Source organism: Sporosarcina quadrami, assembly GCF_014836615.1.
Lineage (GTDB): Bacteria > Bacillota > Bacilli > Bacillales_A > Planococcaceae > Sporosarcina > Sporosarcina quadrami.
In genome coordinates this window covers 1-19,268 of record NZ_JACSQN010000023.1, presented here as the reverse complement: position 1 = coordinate 19,268, position 19,268 = coordinate 1, and the positions used below count along the sequence as shown (strand labels likewise).

Below are 19,268 nucleotides of genomic sequence, written 5' to 3'. Positions count from 1 at the left end.
TTTTATTACCGAAATTTCTTGTTTACAGGTACACTGATGAAAAAGGAGTGTTATAACTATGAAATCCATTACAACAACTGAACAATTTAACGAAGTTATTAATCGAGATGAAAAAGCCCTTATTAAATTCCAAGCGGGCTGGTGCCCTGATTGTACGCGCATGGATATGTTCATTGATCCTATTATTGAAGAGTACAACTCATACACTTGGTATGACGTAGATCGTGATGTACTGCCTGATATCGCTGAAAAATATGATGTTATGGGAATCCCGAGCTTGCTTATTTTCCAAAACGGCGAAAAGAAAGCTCATCTGCATAGTGCTAATGCTAAAACGCCAGACCAAGTGACGGATTTCTTAGAATCTGTAGAGTCAAAACAGGCATAATTCGACTCGATTCATACCTTTCCATCAAACAGCATCGACTTTTTACACAGTCGGTGCGCTTTTTTATTGTATTTGTCGTATAATGGTATTTATCAAGTCAATACAATAAGCATGAGGTGCCAAATGGATCATTTGAATGAGATAGAAAACTTGAAAGTTAGAATAAAAGAATTAGAGCTAGAGATAAAAAAAATGTCCGTACCAATCATCTCGTCCATTGTCGATGATACTATATTAGTTCCTATAGTTGGTTATACAGGATCTGAACGATTTGAAATGATCCGTTCCCAAGTTTTAGAATATATCGGTTCACACTCCAATGTTTCAAGTGTCATATTCGATTTTACGGGTTCAGATTTAAATGGAAATAATGCGCATAACTTTGACACGATTGCATTTGAGCTGAAAGTAATGAACGAAACTTTGAAACTGATGGATGTCCGCCCTATTTCAGTTGGATTCCATCCAATGATCGTTCGCGAAATTGTTGCTGCTGGTGTAGAAGTTGAACTTGAATCTTACATCAATTTCAGAATGGCATTAAAAGTATTATTGAAAGAAAATGTCGGAATTTCTTAAATGTAAGGATGTTTCCTTTGAAAAACTTACATAACTTTATCGGGAAGTCGCAGTTTGACGACGATATCCATGCGCAATTTCGCGCCTCCGCTTGCGGTCCTGTTACAGCGTTTACGATTCTCAAGCATCACTTAAGCGAATCAGCCGTCATGCATGTCAATGATTTGTATAGACAATTGGGCGGAACAAAAATCGGTTTATTTAAATGGCGTTTCATTCGGAATTTACAAAAAATACTCGGTTCACATTGGATCGTAAAAGAATGTAATATTGAGGAGCTTCAACATGAAATCGATGTTGGACGCCCTGTAGCTGCCAAGTTTGATAAATGGTTTTCGTTTCATTGGTTCGGAAAATTCAACTATGACTATCACTGGGTACCTGTCATTGGGTATAAAAAGAGTACACAAGGAATTGTTTTAATTGTTCATGATAACGGTGGGCGCACTAGAGAGAGTCGTATTCGAGAAATCCCATACGAGCCTAATCGGCAAATTCTTTCTTTTATTAAAATAAAAAAAACCATTGTTGATTAAACAGTGGTTTTTTTCATATCCGGGAATAGTGAATTCATTTGGCGGACGATCATGGAGTAGTCATTCGCTTCAAATAGAGTCCGCATATTCACATCGAACAATGGAATTTCTAGTTCCTGTAACGAATCTGAGAATTTGATATCACAATGAATTTGCGCCAGTTTTTTCGATAGTAATAGCATCTCCATATCATTCTCAATCTTTTTCTTCATCGCGGGTGCGAGACTTTCAATCTTATCAATGACATTTTCAACAGTTCCATGTTCTTTAACGAGCTTCAATGCTGTCTTCGGACCGATCCCTTTCACTCCAGGATATCCGTCACTTGTGTCTCCAGTGAATGCTTTGACTTCGACAAACTGGTGAGGCTCTATTTCATACTCGTCCACGAATCGTTCTTCTGTATAAATGTCGTACACAGTATATCCCTTTTTCATGAATGCAATCGATACGCTCGGTCTAAGAAGTTGAAGAAGATCTTTATCGCCCGTGACAATTGTAATGTCTGCCTTCCCTTCCCATTCACATACAAGCGAACCGATCAGATCGTCAGCTTCCATGCCGGGTATTCCGTAATTCTTCCACCCGATTTGTTCAGATAACTCCCTTGTCATATCGAATTGCGGAAGCAGTTCAGGCGCCGGTGCTGGTCTGTTTGCTTTATAGCCGTCAAACAGCTCATTTCGGAATGTATGCGCACCCATGTCCCAACAAACAGCCATGTGGGTCGGTTCGAACAATGACGTCGCGGTCAATGTATGGCGGATAAATCCTTGAATGGCATTTGTCGGGACACCATCGGCATTCGGGAAGTAATGTCCCATTGCTGATGTCGCAAAAAATGACCGGAACAATACGGCCATTCCATCAATTAGTAAGATTTTTGGTTTTGGTTCCATTATACATCGTCCTCCAATAATTTTTTATCCAAAAAGATGATTTACAGCAAAAAAAGGGTATATAACATTAAAAAAGGGGATTTTCAAATGCATATTCATAAAGGTTCACTCTATTGGCCAAGCACTCTTCAAGCACCCGAAAGACTAGCACCTTCAGAAAAAAAGGACACGTACGATGTCGTCATTGTCGGTGGCGGCATGTCTGGTGCACTAACTGCATTTGAATTGATTCAACAAGGATTAGACGTCGCTGTATTTGATAAAAGACAGGTAGCTACAGGAAGCACTTCTGCCAATACAGGGCTTCTCCAATACTCCAATGATATCATGCTTCATGAATTGATTGAGCAGATTGGCGAAAAGAATGCTGTAGAATTCTACAGATTGTGTCTTCAAGCAATGGAAGATTTACACGGAGTCGCAAAGAAATTGACGATTGATCCTGAATTCATCTATAGGGAAAGTATCTATTATGCAAGTGACGAACACGATGAAGCACGGATACTTGAAGAGTTTAAAACACTTAAAAAGCATGGATTTCCTTGTGATTACTGGAATAGGGAAATGCTCTTAGAAAAAACTGGCATTGATAAACCTTGTGCAATCATTACGTATGGAGACGCGGAAGTGAATCCGTACGCATTTGTTAACGGGATATTCAAGGCATTTGAGGATTATGGCGGACATATTTTCGAATATACGGAAGTTCAGGACATCAAAGAAGACAACGACATGCTTCTGATTAAGACGTCTACCGGTGATTTGCATGCAAAAGATGTTATTTTCACAACCGGTTATGAGACATTACCCGTCGGAGAACGGATTGGCGCAGATATTAACCGTTCCTATGTCATTGTGACAGAACCATTGGATTCGATGCCGCCTTGGTATAATAGTGCGATGATCTGGGAATCAAAGCGTCCGTATTTATATATGCGCACAACGGTGGACCATAGGATTGTCATAGGCGGTCTGGATGAACCTGAAGGTGAAATGCCTTTATCCAGTGAACGTATTACGGAGCGAGGCGAGGAGCTGAAAAATGAAATACAGAAATTATTCCCCGAACTCGACATCAACATCGCATTTGCATATTGCGCGACATTCGGAGAATCTCTCGATAATATTCCGTTCATCGGCGAGCATCCTCAGAAAGAACACCTTTATTACCTGCTCGGATACGGAGGTAACGGGACGGTTTATAGTATGATAGGCGCGAAGATCCTTGCTGATTTGCTTACTGGAAAACATAATCCATCCGCCCATATTGTGGCGTTGGACAGGACGCTAGAGTTGGAAATGGATGGAAAAACGGTTGTTCAATGAATGATTGTATCCACAATAAAAGCATCCACTCAGTCATTGTCCGAGTGGATGCTATTTCTTGTTAAACGTTCAAATGATTGGCGATTTTCTCAATATCCGGTGTGAAGATACGGTCTTCATCAATCGGATTGACGATTTTAAGAAGGTCATCGTATTGACGTTTTGTTTTAGGCGCCATTTGATTAACACCTCGGTATCCACAGCCCGTCATCGCACATAGTGCTTCAATTGCAAGTACATGTCTCGCGTTCTTAATGATTTGATAAGCGTGTCTAGCACCGATTGTACCCATTGACACATGGTCTTCCTGGTTGCCTGAAGAAGGGATCGAGTCGACTGATGCCGGGTGCGCCAATGTTTTATTTTCCGATACAAGACTTGCTGCTGAGTATTGCAATATCATCGCACCAGATTGCAATCCAGGTTGCGCACTTAAAAACGGTGGCAATCCTTCATTCAACTGGGGATTCACAAGACGTTCGATCCGTCTTTCCGAAATGTTCGCAAGTTCTGCAACGCCAAGCTTAAGGAAATCCATCGCAAATGCAATCGGCTGTCCGTGGAAATTCCCACCTGACACGACTGTTTCACCATCATCGAAAATGAGAGGATTATCAGTTGCCGCATTCATTTCGATCTCAAGCTTCTCTTTGACATAAGACAACACTTGCCAGCTTGCGCCGTGAACTTGTGGAATACAACGGATGGAGTATGCATCTTGTACACGTTTTTCCCCCTGTTTCGTTGTTAGTTTGCTGTCTTTTAGCCAATCCATTATTCTTGCAGCCACATCGACTTGCTCCTGATGTCCACGGGCGATATGGATAGATGGATGGAATGCATCCGTAATGCCGTGAAGAGCTTCCATTGTCATCGCTGCAATCCATTCACTGCTATAGGCCAATTTCTCTGCTTCCAAATAGTTCACGACGCCTTGTGCGGTCATCGCTTGTGTACCGTTGATAAGAGCCAATCCTTCTTTCGCTTCTAGTACGATCGGCTCCATATTGCGATCTTTCCAGACAGAGCCGGCAGCAACAGGCTGACCGTCTTTCCATACAAATCCTTCCCCTAAAAGGACAAGTGCCAAGTGGGAAAGTGGAGCAAGATCTCCTGAAGCCCCGAGTGAACCTTGTTGAGGGATAACTGGATGAATAGCGTGATTCACCATGAACGCAAAGCGCTCCAATACTTCAGTGCGAATTCCTGAAAACCCTTTGAGTAATGCATTCAGACGTAACACAACCATAGCGCGCGATACGACTTCCGGGAACGGATCCCCTACGCCGCATGCATGTGATCGGATAAGGTTCAACTGCAAATCTTTCGTATCCTTCTCATCAATTTTCACATCGCTGAATTTCCCGAAACCTGTATTGATGCCGTAAACCGTTTTGTCGTTCCGGACAATACGATCGACTGCTTTCCTGCTCTTCTTTACACGCTCAAGTGCTTCTTCGTTTAAAACAACTTGTTCCCCTTTATATAAAATCGCTTCCATTTGTTGAAGTGTCAATGAACTGCCCGTTAGTTCGATCATGGTCATCATCCTTTTCCCTGTTATGTAAACGCATACTTTTCTTTATCGTACACGATATGAACAGAAATTTGGCGATTATTACGAAAGTTTGTTCTGTGGTAATGTAGTGTTGTTTTAATGTGATGATGTAGTGAAAAACCCACGTGACAGAAAAAGTCTCGTGGGTTGAAGGTTATTTGATTTTGATTGTGACGTTTCCATTAATGTATGCTGGATAAGATATTAATGGAAGTGTTATTGGGTTTTCAAACGGTTTTTCAGCAAGCTTGAAATAGATATTCATTTTTTCTTCAGATGACATAGACCCTTTGGCGTTACTTTCTACTTCATTTCCATTCGCATCCAACACGATTGAAAATGGATCATGATGGTTGCCTTTTTCACTCTTCATCTCTATTTCAATAAACGATCCATTGACTGTTAAGTTGCTGAAAAGGTTAAGAGGCGGTTGGCGAATGATCTTTTTTTTCTCAGTATCAATAACAACAAAAGCCTCATTCTTATCCATAGCCATCAGTTTATTAAACGTCAATGTAAGATGATCGCTCTCTTTAAAATAATTACTTTGTAAGTAATAAATCATAACGTTCGAATTGTCCGTTCCCCTAGCTGTAACACCATTGCTTATAGAACTCCACGTTTCCCCTGAACCGTCGATGAGTTTTAAGTCTTCAAACCCCAAGATTTCCTTTGTATTCTCCTCATCGAATTCAACTTCCACAGCCGTTTTCAGTGAACCGATAGTGACAGAACGAATATGGATTTTCTGTCCTTCGACGATCGCTGTTTCATTGATGATGTATTGTTCTTTTCTGATTGGCTGTAACGTATTTTCAAATGGGATTTGAATGATTTCATCATTGACTTCATATTCCAATAGAAGTTTTCCACTCGGTACAGTTCGGTTCAATTCAAACTCGACTTCTGTGGTTGCAATTGTTCGTGTATCCGTATATTCAAAACTCGCACCAACCGAATTTGATGTGACGATGACTTTACCTTGAAGATCGAGGATTCGGTACTCGGGTCGGGAATGATCAGCGAATCGATCCATTTCGATCGTAAGGAACGCAATCATCGCCGTTTCATCCGTAATCATCCCTTCTAACGTCACTTTCATGTCTTCAGTTTCTTCTGAAACACCTAACTCTTGAAAATGCTCATTTTCAATTGCCAAACGCAATCCTTTATCGTTTTGAATAGTATCTACAAAACCAGCCATCCCCGGAATGGAAGCAACAGCATTTGCAAACGCTGGTGATACACGAATTGATGTGACAAAGGTGATAAGTAAAATAGCAGCGGCAACTGTCGTCCACACGCTTCGTTTAACAAAACGGCGTTTCTTCTTCATTTTATTATCTTTTGCCTGTTTATAGCCTTCTAATATAGCTGTTTCCAATTCTTCATCCTGAATCTCATTTTTCTCTATCTCTTCTTTCCACTTCTCCAAGTTCTTCTCCTCATCATGCACGGCGTTCCGCTCCTTTCCCATCGAAGAAATCCCGTAATAATTTAACTGCCTTATATAACCTTGTTTTCACAGTTCCTTCAGGTGTCGATGTCATATCCGCAATGTCTTTGATTTTAATATCATGCAGATATTTCAGATGGACCAATTGCCGGTCCTTTTCGGATAAATGACTGAGTGCCTCTTCCACTTCGAGATATGTGAAGTCATCACTGACACCATTCTTTTCCGCTATATTTTCATTGAATACATATCGATTCTTCTTGCGTATTACGTCATGACAGTGATTCATCATGATTCGAATGAGCCATGTCTTCGCATATTCCGGCGTATGTAGCGTTTTAATCTTTTCATACGCCCGGAATGTCACTTCCTGAACTGCATCCAATGCATCTTCGCCATTTTTCAAATAAGCGAGTGCAGTTCTGTATAACGCTTCTTTATGCATGAACATCAATTGGAGGAAGGCTTCATCGTCACCACGAATCGCTTTCGCTGCAAGTTCTTTTTCTATCATTTCACCGCCCCCCTTCCGACCTTCTTATACATTAGACTGGCGTACTTGAAAAAAGTTTTCCATAACCCAAGAGTCCAACCCATTTCTTTCATTGTTACATAACATAAAGAGAAGCGCTTGAAAGGAGAGAATCGATGAACGATATGAATTCAAGCAGTCAAGGAGAGCAATGGTATCCGAAATTACCTGAAGGATATACTGGGGAGGCCGATAAGATGAATCGAAATGGAATGGATGGATGGATGCCTGGCACTGGAATGCCGGGTTACGGAACGGATGGTTATGGAATGGATGGTTATGGAGTGGACGGATCGATGCATGGAATGGGGATGTCCAATTATCATATGAACCAATGGGGACATAATGATCCGACAGCATTTCCTGGTTTTCCACCATGGGGAGGCGGACCTGGAGGAGGATTTCCCGGTTTTCCTCCTGGGCAAGGAGGACCCGGTGGAGGATTCCCCGGATTCCCACCTGGGCAAGGAGGGCCTGGTGGGTTCCCTGGATTTCCACCTGGGCAAGGAGGACCTGGTGGGTTTCCTCCGGGGCAAGGTGGCTCCGGACAAGGCGGGCAACAAGCGCCTACATCAGCACCGCCCAGCTACACACCTAGTTATCCAAGTGCATCAGTCCTAAGAGTAGATCCTGGCGGAATTAGAGGCTGTTTATATCGCTATACGTATATCTGGACTTCTCGGACTCGAGGATTTTGGTATTATCCGACGTTTGTCGGCCGCACTTCAATCGCTGGCTATCGTTGGAGACCAAATCGTAGAAGATGGGAATATTTCGGTATTGACTTGAATCGGATTGACCAATTTACATGCTTTTAAATAACTTACCGGAATGATTTTCCTCATTCCGGTTTTTTTATTCGACTATACAAATAGCAAATAGCCACCCATTAACAAAAAAGCTAACAGTGCTACTAATAAACAATACATGTTTGATGATTGCCTCACAGACTCCGCCATAATCTCTTTCATCGTTACCATAAAAATCATACCTACAGTCGAGCTTATTAAAAACACCATGAAACCATTAGGCTGTACGCCGATTACGTGTCCTATGTAAGCGCCAACGGCTACCGGCAACGCAATAAGAATGGATAATAGGAACAATACATTGAATCGGACTCCTGCCAGTATTAATGGCATAAATAAAATCATGCCTTCTGGAATCGTATGCAAAACCATTGCTTGTATAAATGCAAGACTGAATTCACCATGACCATTCGTTCCAAGGACGAGGCCCATCGGCAAGTTGTGAATGGAAATCACTAATGCCAGGAACAAACCTGTTCTGATACTATGATTTTTATAAGGGTTTTTTCGGATGAGCGGATGCTGATGAAAGCGTCTATGAATCAGCACATAGATAATTAACCCTACTGAAAAACCAACCGCAAATATGAACCAATCGCCAAGTAATAGTGCTTCCGGTACAATTTCAAAACTTAACAGACCGAGAAGAAGTCCTGCACAGATAGCATAGATTGTTCCCAAGCTCTTTTTAAAACGATAGATGGCAGCCGCTATCCCTCCACCTATACTAACTCCGAGAAACGTCGCTAGAAATCCTATTACCCATACTTGTGCCAATCAACCATCCTTCATTTCTCCGTTTCTATCTTTATATGGGAAACTACGTACAAGTATGATTCATTTTAATCGACTCAAAAAAACAGCCTTACAAGAATTGAATTCTTGTAAGGCTGCCTGTTCAATCTTCTTCGATTTCGATACGGTTTTTCTTGAATAGCTTGGATAATATTTCGTAAACGATTGGAACGATGATCAGTGTCAATAACGTCGAACTGATCAATCCACCGATTACTGTAATACCGAGCCCTTTGGAGATCAGACCACCTCCGCCGCCAGTTCCTAAAGCCAGCGGAATAAGTGCACCGATTGTCGCAATTGCCGTCATGAGGATCGGACGCAAACGTGTTGCTCCCGCTTCGAGGACTGCTGCCCGCATTTCAAGACCGCTGCGTTCCATCCGGATGATCCTGTCGACGAGTACAATCGCATTCGTAACAACAATACCGATTAACATCAACAGTCCCATCATGACTGATACGGAAATCGTTTCATCGGCAATTAACAGGCCAACAAATGAGCCGATAACTGCAAACGGCAAAGAGACAAGTATCGCAAATGGTGCGACCCCTTCACGGAACGTAACTACGAGGATGAAGTAGACAATTGCGATTGCCGCCAGCATCGCCATGATGAGCTGTGTGAACGTTTCTTTCATGTCCGCCGCTACCCCAGCTACTTCAAGGGAAACACCTTTCGGCAACTCTAATTTATCGATTGCTTTATCGACTTCTTTTGTCGCTTTTGAAATATCCGCTTCTGTAATTGTACCTGAGACAGATGCGTAAAATTCACCTTTGCTTCGGGATAGTGAATTCAACGTTGTGCCTTCTTCCACAGTTACAAGTTCAGAAAGCTTCATTGTCGTTCCTAACGCAGTTGGTATTTCAGTAGTCAACAATTCGTCAATCGATTTCGGCTGTGCTGCTTCTTCTTGCTGGATTGTTACATCCAACACAGTGCCGTCTTTTTCAATTGTTGTCAGTACATCATTCGAGCGTGTCGGATTGAGCATCATGACAATCTGACCTGTTGTCAGACCATACTTCAGCAATTCATCTTGCTCAACTTTGAATTTATATTCTACATACGCATCTTCTGTGCTGGATGAAACATCTTCAAGGCGGTTATTGTCATACATGACACCTTCCACCATGTGTACCGCTTCATTCAACTTATCAAGATTTTCACTGTAGAAAGTGTAACTCACTTCATTCGTCGTCATGCCCATTGAACCAAAGTCCTGGCTCTTCCATTCGCCGGTCTGGCCGACATTGAATACATATTCTTCAACTTCCGTACGCGCTTTAGGGAAGTCTTTCATATCAGGATCAAAGATGAGGTACATCAAAGCTCCGTTTGAGCCCCCTCCACCCATCATTGCAGCCATCGGATTGCCTGCTTCTGTAACGGACAGTTGGACGATGTCAATATCGTCGCGCTTCAATAGCTCGTGTTCCACTTCTTCGATGTTAGCCAATGTATCATCCAACAGTTCGCCCGTTTCAGGCGTATATGTCAAATACATCACTTTTTCTTCTTCACTGCCAAGGAAGCTGAAACCGATTAACGGCATCAACGCCACACTTCCCGCAAGTAGAACAACGGAAATGATGGAAGTAATCCACTTATGGTTTAGCGTCCAACGAAGGATTCCTTTGTAAGTTGTCGCCATTTTACCGATTTCCTTATGACGACTTTCAGTTTTCTCACTATATAACTGCTTCTTAAATAGGAAGTGTGATAGCGCCGGAACAATTGTTATGGCAACGATCAACGAGGCGCCAAGTGCAAATGTCATTGTCAATGCGAAAGGCATGAATAGCTCGCCGACCATTCCTCCTACAAAGATTAAAGGAGCGAAAACTGCGACCGTCACCAATGTGGATGACATGATCGGTTTGAACATTTCAATTGTTGCTTCACGGACAAGTGCTCGGCCGGATAATTTCTCGGTTTTCAGATGTAAACGCCTATAAATATTTTCCACGACGACAATGGAATCATCGATTACCCGCCCGATTGCTACTGTTATAGCACCTAGTGTCATAATGTTTAACGTAATTCCCAACCAATTCAACAGCAATAACGCCATGAAGATTGAAACTGGTATGGAAATGATGGAAATGATCGTCGACTTGATATCTCGAAGGAAGAGCATTATGATGAATATCGCGATCAAACCACCGAACAACGCCTTTTCAATCATCGTTGAAACTGATGCTTCAATCGGTGCCCCTTGGTCGAGTGATATATCGATCGTTAGGCCATCAATTACTTTCTCTTCTTCTTTAATCAAATCTTTTACTGCATTAACAACATCAACCGTGTTTGCTTGTTGTCCTTTGACGATTTGGATTGCTATAGCATCCTCTCCGTTTGTACGGGAGACAGATTCCACTTTACCGACAAGTTCAATCGTTGCAATCTCTTCAAGTTTCACAAATGGTGATGGATTTGCTTCAGACGGTGTGACCGGAATGAGCATACCCTTCAGTTCATCCACAGTCATGAACTTACCATCGACTGCTACAGCCTGTTCGCCTTCTTCAAATTCGTATAAACCTAATGAAACTGCCAAATCACTTGCCTGAATCATCTGCTTAACATCATCTGTTGTTATGCCTAGCGCAGCCATTTTGGCATCATCATATGTGAGCTGTACTTCTTCGATATGCTGTCCCGTTATATCTGCAGAAGCGACACCTTCTAGTTTTTGAATTTTAGGAAGCAGAATGTCTTCCACTGTAGATGTCAGTTCAACAATATCTTCTGTTTCACTGCTGACACTTAGTGCAACGACCGGCAGCATATTCAAACTGATTGCTGAAATCTGCGGCTGTTGAGCGTTTTCCGGCAAGGTAACTGCATCTAGTGCAGACGCCAATGCCCGTTTCGCCTCATCCATATCTACACCGTATTCGTATTCAATTTGAATGTTCGATACGTTAGCATATGAATTCGAAAAGACCGATTTTACATTTTCAAGATTTTCCACCGCTTTTTCAAGTGGAATCGAAACGTCTTTCATCACTTGCTCAGGTGTAGCTCCAGGATAAACATCCATGACCATTAAGAATGGTATTGATATATCCGGAAGTGTTTCTGTTTTCATGCGTGTACCCGAATAAATCCCAGATACGACAATAATAATCGTCAGTAACCAAACCGCTAATTTATTTTTCAGAACGAAATTGACCAAACCTTTCAAGATTACACCTTCCCCTACATTGACTTTATAGACTCATTTTCATATACTAATGACTAACGGGTCATTTGTCAACAATAAGACTAGGAGCGATTACACAATGTCAAAAAAACAACTGATTATGGAAAAAGCATTGGAACTCTTTGCAGATCAAGGCTTTGAAGCTACTTCTGTACAACAAATAACAGACCATTGTGGTATTTCCAAAGGTGCATTCTATCTGTCGTTCAAGTCAAAAGACGAATTGATTTTAGCATTGATTGATTACTTTACAACGCAATTCACGTCCAATATTGACTACCTGGTCAAATCCACAACAATCGACAGCGAACTTCTCTATAAATTTTACTACACCGTTTTTGAATCGTTTAATAAACACTCTGACTTTGCCAAAGTGCTTATTAAAGAACAAATGCGCTCGTTTAATAAGGAATTTATCGTAAAGATGCGTTCATACGATAAAATGATGGAGGATACCATCTTATCGATGGTTGAACGATTATACGATGAAGAGGTTGGCCAAACAAAACATGATTTAGTTTTTTGTATTAAAGGCTTCATGAAGATGTATTCGGAGTTATTTATTTTCTACAACACACCATTGGACTTAGAGTTACTTGCCCATTCGCTTACAGAGAAAACAAATTTATTAGCGAAGTATGTTACCATCCCATTCGTCTCAAACGAGCTCGTCCAACAGTTTAAGCAGCAATCCTGTAATGAAGTGACAAATGAGCAGATCCTAGGGGTCATTGAACAAACGTTAGATGATATTGAAGATTCTATTGAAAAAGAATCGTTACTCTTACTTAAGCAAGAGTTGCTTGAACCTACACTAAGTCGCCCTCTTGTTAAAGGTTTACTCGAGAATATCCAACCACATCCACATTGTAAATGGGCTGCTTATTTACTTCGAGGGTATTTTGGATTTTAATTCTTCGTCTAAAATATGACACGATGTCTCTCATAAATAGGAAAACTGATGATTTTGTAAATAGAATGGAAAGAATGATCCATAACTAAAAACTTTAAGTAAATATAAAAGCCGATTTCTTAGAATACAAACTAAGAAATCGGCTTTTTCATATTGATAAAAATCAAAAAACATGTTAAATTATATAGATATGCAAATGTTATATTTTTACTTATATTACTCTCAATAATAGTATACACTACAATCCCCTTTTCAGTCAACCCCTATTACGATTATTAAGGAGTTTTTGAAATGAAAATGAAAATTGACCATGAGCAAGAACGAGTTAACCGAGTGATGGAAACGATTTCACAGCAAATCAACAAGGCTGAAGATGTAACTTCAAGACATCGGACGGAAGTTGTAAATATACGCAAACACTTTTGGGATGAAGTAAAAGTAAATACGGAAACTTTCGATGATTATCTTGAAACAATCATTGGCTTAAGACAAGAAGCCCAAGCTTTATCAGTCAGCCAAAGCAACCACCGACATACTACTAAACGATTAGCTGCGTTACGACGTATGCAAGAGAATCCCTATTTTGGTCGAATTGATTTCATCGAAGAAGGAACTTCAACTGTTGAACAAATATATATCGGTATCTCCACACTCACAGATACTAGTGGAGAAAATTTTCTGATTTACGATTGGAGAGCCCCTGTTTCAAGTGTTTACTATGATTATTCACCTGGTGCCGCTAAATACACAACACCAGGAGGAGCCATCCACGGCACACTCAAAAAAAAGTGGCAATACTTAATTCGCGGTGGTATTATCCAATCCTTGTTCGATACTAGCCTTACCATTGGCGACGAAATTTTACAACAAGTGCTTGGTAAAGGGACAGACAAGCATATGCACAACATAGTAGCCACCATACAACAAGAGCAAAATCACATCATTCGACACGATCATGGGCGAATGCTCATTGTACACGGTGCTGCTGGCAGTGGTAAAACATCAGCCGCCATGCAACGGATTGCCTTTTTACTTTATAAATATCGTGACGTGATAACTGCCGATCAAATCATTCTCTTTTCGCCTAATTCAATGTTCAATAGTTACGTCTCCAATGTGTTGCCGGAACTCGGCGAAGAGAATATGCAACAGGTCACTTTTCAGGAATACTTAAATCATCGCCTAAGAAGTTCGTTTCAAGTTGAGAATCCATACGATCAGTTAGAATTTGTTTTAACTGCAGTCGGTGACCCATCCTATCAAACACGCCTTGCAGGCATTCGATTCAAGGCAACCAACCGTTTTTTCGAGGCGTTCACTTCATACAGGAAGTCGCTTGAATTTTCCGGAATGGTATTCAAAGGGATTACCTTCAGAGGAGAGAAAATTGTTACCGCGAAACAAATCGAAGAAAAGTTTTATGGCAGCGATACCTCACTTCCCTTTCATAGCAGACTTGAAATAATTAAGGAATGGCTGATCAAGAAAATAAATGAAGTACAGAAGTTCGAACTGACCAAACCATGGGTAGAGGAAGAAGTTGAACTACTAAGTAATGAGGAATACGACAAAGCATTTACTTATTTAGCTAAAAAAAGCGGATTTAAAGGAGAAGCGTTATATGATTATGAACTCGATACAAATGCGCTAGCACTTTTAATCGTCCGCAAAAAGTTAAAGCCTTTACGAAAACGGATTAAGGCGCTACACTTCGTCAATATCAAGACAATCTATAAACAGTTCTTTACCGATCCCAACCAGATCAAATTATGGATGAACGGCGAAGCGCCTAAGGAGTGGCAAGGTATTTGTCGAATGACTGTTAAAATGCTAGAAGAAGGTAAGCTACATTACGAAGATGCTACTCCGTTTTTATTCATGAAAGAACTCATTCAAGGCTTTCAGACGAATAGCTCAATTAAACATGTACTTATAGACGAGGCTCAAGATTATTCTCCATTTCAATTCGAGTTCTTGAAACGATTATTTCCAAGAGCTAAAATGACTGTGCTCGGCGACTTTAACCAAGCAATATTTGCCCATGCGAATGAAATGGTTGATTTCAACACACTTTCCGGCTTATATGGTCCCGATGAAACAGAGGCAATCAACTTGTCACGTAGCTACAGGTCGACAAAACCAATTGTCGATTTCACACGCGAACTTGTACCTAACGGCGATCAAATATCTTCAATTGAACGTGATGGCGAGAAGCCAATTCTAACGCAGAAATCCAATCACGCAGAATTGCATGATTCCATAGCCGCCAAAGTAGCAGACTTACAGAAACGGCAATATAGCACCATAGCGATTATATGCAAATCGGTAGCAGAAAGCATCACAGCATATGATTCTTTAGGCGACATCGAGGATATTAAACTCGTGAAGAATGGATCGACTGAATACCAGCAAGGCGTTGTCGTCATACCTGCATATTTGGCCAAAGGTATTGAATTCGATGCAGTCATTATTTATGATGCATCTGCGCAAATCTATGGTGATGCAGGCTTACGAAGATTGTTCTACACAGCTTGTACTCGGGCTATGCACTACTTGCAGATATATAGCGTAGGTAAACCAAGCCCCTTTTTGCAAAATGTCTCGCTATTAGAGGACAGTAGATTTCAACTAGAAACAGAGTAAGAAATAAAACAATCCATCATTGAGCTGTTGCAAAACTCACTGATGGATTGTTTTTATTGTGAAACAACAAAGTTTTTAATGCGGCAAAAATGCTAATTGATAAAAGAACAGTACCGCAAATACATACAGCAATGGATGGATTTCACGCCATTTCCCCATCACTACTTTTAAGATAGGAAGAGACACGAATCCGAGTGCGATCCCTGTCGCAATGCTTGATGTAAGCGGCATGCTTAGGATAATAAGGAACGCGGGAAAAGCTTCGTCTATCTCATTCCACTTGATCTCGGCGATTGCCCCCATCATGAGACTTCCGACAATTATCAATGCAGGTGCTGTAATAGACGATAGGCCTGAAACTGCACTGACTAGCGGTCCGAAAAACGCCGCGACGATGAACAAAAGTGCAACAGTCAATGTTGTAAGCCCAGTACGTCCCCCCGCCGCTACGCCTGCAGATGATTCAATGTAAGCGCTAGTTGGTGTAGTTCCGAACATGGACCCAGCTGTTGCTGCAAATGAATCGGCCAACAATGCTTGGCGAGCTCTCGGCAATTTATTGCCTTTCATTAACCCTGCCTGCTTTGCAACACCAATCATCGTTCCCGTCGTGTCAAAGATTGTTACCATAAGGAAGGAAAACACAATCGGAAACAGCATATGACTCCAGACATCAGAAAACGCTGTAAATGGATTGGAAACAATAAGACCATCAGGAAGTGAAGGCATTTGAACGAAACCTTGGTCAAACGATAGATGGCCTGTGAAAAAGGCTACAATAGCTGTCACGATCATACCGAGGAATAATGCCCCGTTCACCTTTAACGCCATTAAGATGATGGTAACAGTCAACCCGAGCAAAGCGAAAAGGACAGTTGGTGAATGAAGGTCGCCGAGAGCCACCAGATTCGAAGGATGAGATACAATCATTCCTGCCTGCCTCATCCCGATAAAGGCAATGAACAAACCTATCCCAGCGGTTATACCGTTTTTCAAATTGTCAGGAATAGCTTCAATCAACACTTTCCTGAAAGGTGTCAGCGATAAAATAAGAAATAGAAGTCCTGCAACGAAAACAGCTGAGAACGCTGTCTGATAGTCAATACTATTTGTTCCAACGACTGAATACGCAAAATATGCATTCATGCCCATTCCCGGTGCAATGGCAATCGGATAGTTGGCTGCAAGTGCCATCCATAACGTCCCGATAACTGTTGCAATAATTGTAGCGGTAAACACTTGGTCAAAAGGGACCCCGGCATCTTTTAAAATTATCGGATTGACAACGATAATATAGACCATCGTGAAAAACGTTGTAAAGCCCGCGACAACTTCGGTCTTGGCTGTTGTATGATTCTCTTTCAAATTAAACATTAAAAAAACCTCCAAAAAACGAACAATATTTGATTCCTTACATATATTATTCGTTTTCGGGTGAAATGACAAGTTTTTGGATAAACGATGAATTAAAAAAGATGACTCCGGAACAATACCGAAGTCATCTGGCAGTATAGACTGAAACACCGCTTTTTTTAATCGTCCATTAAATGGGACTCAGTTCATACTTGAGAAGTGGTTATTTTTATACAAGTTATGCCGCTGGGTTTACTTCTAATTCTACTTTTATTTTGATGTCTTTACCAACGAGTACGCCACCTGTTTCAAGAGCTGTATTCCAAGTTAAACCGAATTCTTCTCGATTGATTTTAGCTTCCGCTTCGAAACCGTACACTTCTACACCCCATGGGTTTAATCCTTTACCACCAAATTCAACATCGAATGTGACTGATTTCGTTACATCTTTAATCGTTAAGTCTCCAGTTACTTTGTAATCATCGCCATCTTTATCAATCGCAGTCGATTGAAATGTGATTGCCGGGAAAACATCAATATCAAAGAAATCTGCGGATCTTAAATGGTTATCACGGTCTTCTGAGCGTGTGTTTATGCTTGCTACGTCAAATTTGAAAGCGATAGTTGCTGTTGTAAGATCTGTTAAATCCGCCGCTTCTACATCTGCCGTGTAAGCATCAAATTGTCCTTTCACTTTTGATACCATCATGTGTTTCACTTCAAAACCTACTGCCGAATGTGATTGGTCTACTGTCCATTTTGTCATTACAAATTCCTCCATTATTTTTATTTTGAACTAGTGTATGCTGAAAATCTAAATTTAATATCAGGATATCTTGAATTCGAGATAATATTATCATCGTTTCAATATGATTGTCAACAAGGGCGAATTACGGCTTAATGTTTATTGATTTGAATTCAGCGGAGAACCTATAAAAGCATAATCTTTGTATTAAATAGTAAACACCCAAATTTCGGGGTGTTTTCTTATGTTCATTTTCATCAACATGTATAAGCTTTGTTAGTAAAATTCGACGAGCAATAGAACTATGCTCTTGTTGTTCAACCAACGGGGCTCTAGTGCAATAAGGATAGTTAAATATTATGGTTATATCTGTGCATCCATCTAAAAAAATGATAAACTCTAGAATGGACAAAGGATTTAGCAATAGATAACGATCGTTCTTATGTATTGCAACAGGAGGAACTAAAATGAGTAACGAAAATAACTTTTGGCTTGATTTACCGAAGCCGTTTTTTATATTAGCACCAATGGAAGATGTTACGGATGTCGTTTTCCGTCATGTTATTGCAGAAGCAGGACGTCCTGATGTGTTTTTCACGGAATTCACAAATACGGAAAGCTACTGCCATCCTGACGGAAGAGACAGTGTGCGTGGTCGGTTAACGTTCACAAAAGATGAACAACCGCTTGTCGCACATATTTGGGGCGATAAACCCGAGTTTTTCAGACAGATGAGTATAGATATGAAGAAACTTGGATTTGCTGGTATTGATTTGAATATGGGCTGTCCTGTACCAAACGTCGCGGCTAAAGGAAAAGGATCAGGTTTAATCCGTCGTCCTGACGTCGCGGCAGAACTCATTCAAGCGGCTAAAGCCGGTGGACTGCCAGTCAGTGTAAAAACAAGACTCGGGTACATCGAGGTCGACGAATGGCGCGAATGGTTGCGACATATATTTGAACAAGATATCGCCAACCTGTCCATTCACCTTCGGACAAAAAAAGAAATGAGTAAAGTCGATGCACATTGGGAACTTATCCCCGAAATCAAGAAATTACGTGATGAAATTGCGCCAAATACATTGTTAACGATCAACGGTGATATCCCTGACCGTGCAACAGGTTTGGAATTAGTCGAGAAATACGGAGTGGATGGCGTAATGATCGGCCGTGGTGTATTCACCAATCCATTTGCATTTGAAAAAGAACCGAGAGAACATAGTGTGAAAGAGTATTTGAATTTATTGCTCATGCAGCTCGATCTCCACGATCACTATTCAACAGAAACCGAACCACGTTCATTCAAACCGCTTCTACGCTTCTTCAAAATCTACGTTCGTGGATTTAAAGGTGCTGGTGAGCTGAGGAATGAATTGATGAATACAAAAACGACAGACGAAGTTAGAAAGCTAATCGTACCCTTGCTGGAAATGGACTTGTGACGGTACCCACTAGCGTTGCATGGATTCCATAAAAGGTAATTAATTTAATTTTTTACCATCTCATTCACTATGGAAAAATTAAA

The 19,268-nt window shown here is 41.0% G+C and carries 16 protein-coding genes; 8 read left to right on the top strand and 8 right to left on the bottom strand.

The genetic code is table 11. The features are described from left to right. Nucleotides 1-58 precede the first annotated feature (58 nt). From H9649_RS16380 to H9649_RS16370, 3 genes are all read left to right on the top strand, one after another. Entirely contained in the window at nucleotides 59-388 is a 330-nt protein-coding gene (locus tag H9649_RS16380; RefSeq protein ID WP_191695975.1) for a thioredoxin family protein, read from the top strand. A gap of 123 nt (nucleotides 389-511) precedes the next feature. Then, nucleotides 512-967, top strand: a complete 456-nt coding sequence (locus tag H9649_RS16375; RefSeq protein WP_191695974.1) for an STAS domain-containing protein — start codon at nucleotides 512-514, stop codon at nucleotides 965-967. Nucleotides 968-984: 17 nt separating this feature from the next. Then, nucleotides 985-1,503, top strand: a complete 519-nt coding sequence (locus H9649_RS16370; RefSeq protein WP_225229955.1) for a hypothetical protein — start codon at nucleotides 985-987, stop codon at nucleotides 1,501-1,503. On the opposite strand, the gene H9649_RS16365 is transcribed toward H9649_RS16370, so the two are convergent. Further along, complete coding sequence (locus tag H9649_RS16365) at nucleotides 1,500-2,402, bottom strand: 5'-3' exonuclease (RefSeq protein ID WP_191695972.1); 903 nt, start codon at nucleotides 2,400-2,402, stop codon at nucleotides 1,500-1,502. The genes H9649_RS16370 and H9649_RS16365 overlap by 4 nt on opposite strands. An 87-nt stretch (nucleotides 2,403-2,489) precedes the next feature. Between H9649_RS16365 and H9649_RS16360 the strand changes: the two genes are divergently transcribed. After that, nucleotides 2,490-3,728, top strand: coding sequence for an NAD(P)/FAD-dependent oxidoreductase (locus H9649_RS16360; protein ID WP_191695971.1), 1,239 nt, complete (start codon nucleotides 2,490-2,492; stop codon nucleotides 3,726-3,728). A 61-nt stretch (nucleotides 3,729-3,789) separates the two neighbouring features. On the opposite strand, the gene hutH is transcribed toward H9649_RS16360, so the two are convergent. From hutH to H9649_RS16345, 3 genes are all read right to left on the bottom strand, one after another. After that, entirely contained in the window at nucleotides 3,790-5,268 is a 1,479-nt protein-coding gene (gene hutH / locus H9649_RS16355) for a histidine ammonia-lyase (protein ID WP_191695970.1), read from the bottom strand. Between the two features lie 172 nt (nucleotides 5,269-5,440). Then, a complete protein-coding gene (locus tag H9649_RS16350) occupies nucleotides 5,441-6,742 on the bottom strand; it encodes a DUF4179 domain-containing protein (RefSeq protein ID WP_191695969.1) in 1,302 nt (433 codons plus the stop codon). Beyond that, nucleotides 6,735-7,256 (bottom strand): sigma-70 family RNA polymerase sigma factor, encoded by a 522-nt coding sequence (locus H9649_RS16345; RefSeq protein WP_191695968.1) that lies wholly within the window; start codon nucleotides 7,254-7,256, stop codon nucleotides 6,735-6,737. The genes H9649_RS16350 and H9649_RS16345 overlap by 8 nt, the downstream gene beginning before the upstream one ends. Before the next feature lie 134 nt (nucleotides 7,257-7,390). Here H9649_RS16345 and H9649_RS16340 point away from each other — a divergent pair, with 134 nt between their 5' ends. Then, complete coding sequence (locus H9649_RS16340; RefSeq protein WP_318241711.1) at nucleotides 7,391-8,092, top strand: hypothetical protein; 702 nt, start codon at nucleotides 7,391-7,393, stop codon at nucleotides 8,090-8,092. A 45-nt stretch (nucleotides 8,093-8,137) separates the two neighbouring features. On the opposite strand, the gene H9649_RS16335 is transcribed toward H9649_RS16340, so the two are convergent. Continuing rightward, nucleotides 8,138-8,860, bottom strand: a complete 723-nt coding sequence (locus H9649_RS16335; RefSeq protein ID WP_191695967.1) for a ZIP family metal transporter — start codon at nucleotides 8,858-8,860, stop codon at nucleotides 8,138-8,140. Between the two features lie 121 nt (nucleotides 8,861-8,981). Then, on the bottom strand, nucleotides 8,982-12,071 hold the full coding sequence (locus H9649_RS16330) for an efflux RND transporter permease subunit (protein WP_191695966.1): 3,090 nt from the start codon (nucleotides 12,069-12,071) through the stop codon (nucleotides 8,982-8,984). 97 nt (nucleotides 12,072-12,168) lie between these two features. Here H9649_RS16330 and H9649_RS16325 point away from each other — a divergent pair, with 97 nt between their 5' ends. Together H9649_RS16325 and helD are read left to right on the top strand one after the other, a co-directional pair. Then, on the top strand, nucleotides 12,169-13,002 hold the full coding sequence (locus H9649_RS16325) for a TetR/AcrR family transcriptional regulator (RefSeq protein WP_191695965.1): 834 nt from the start codon (nucleotides 12,169-12,171) through the stop codon (nucleotides 13,000-13,002). A 291-nt stretch (nucleotides 13,003-13,293) separates the two neighbouring features. After that, nucleotides 13,294-15,645, top strand: a complete 2,352-nt coding sequence (gene helD, locus H9649_RS16320) for an RNA polymerase recycling motor HelD (RefSeq protein WP_191695964.1) — start codon at nucleotides 13,294-13,296, stop codon at nucleotides 15,643-15,645. A 75-nt stretch (nucleotides 15,646-15,720) separates the two neighbouring features. Here the strand turns inward: helD and H9649_RS16315 are convergent, their stop codons facing one another. After that, on the bottom strand, nucleotides 15,721-17,019 hold the full coding sequence (locus H9649_RS16315; RefSeq protein ID WP_191695963.1) for an NCS2 family permease: 1,299 nt from the start codon (nucleotides 17,017-17,019) through the stop codon (nucleotides 15,721-15,723). Between the two features lie 217 nt (nucleotides 17,020-17,236). Continuing rightward, on the bottom strand, nucleotides 17,237-17,764 hold the full coding sequence (locus H9649_RS16310) for a YceI family protein (protein WP_191695962.1): 528 nt from the start codon (nucleotides 17,762-17,764) through the stop codon (nucleotides 17,237-17,239). A 446-nt stretch (nucleotides 17,765-18,210) separates the two neighbouring features. Between H9649_RS16310 and H9649_RS16305 the strand changes: the two genes are divergently transcribed. Beyond that, nucleotides 18,211-19,185, top strand: a complete 975-nt coding sequence (locus tag H9649_RS16305) for a tRNA dihydrouridine synthase (protein ID WP_191695961.1) — start codon at nucleotides 18,211-18,213, stop codon at nucleotides 19,183-19,185. The last annotated feature ends 83 nt before the right edge of the window (nucleotides 19,186-19,268 follow it).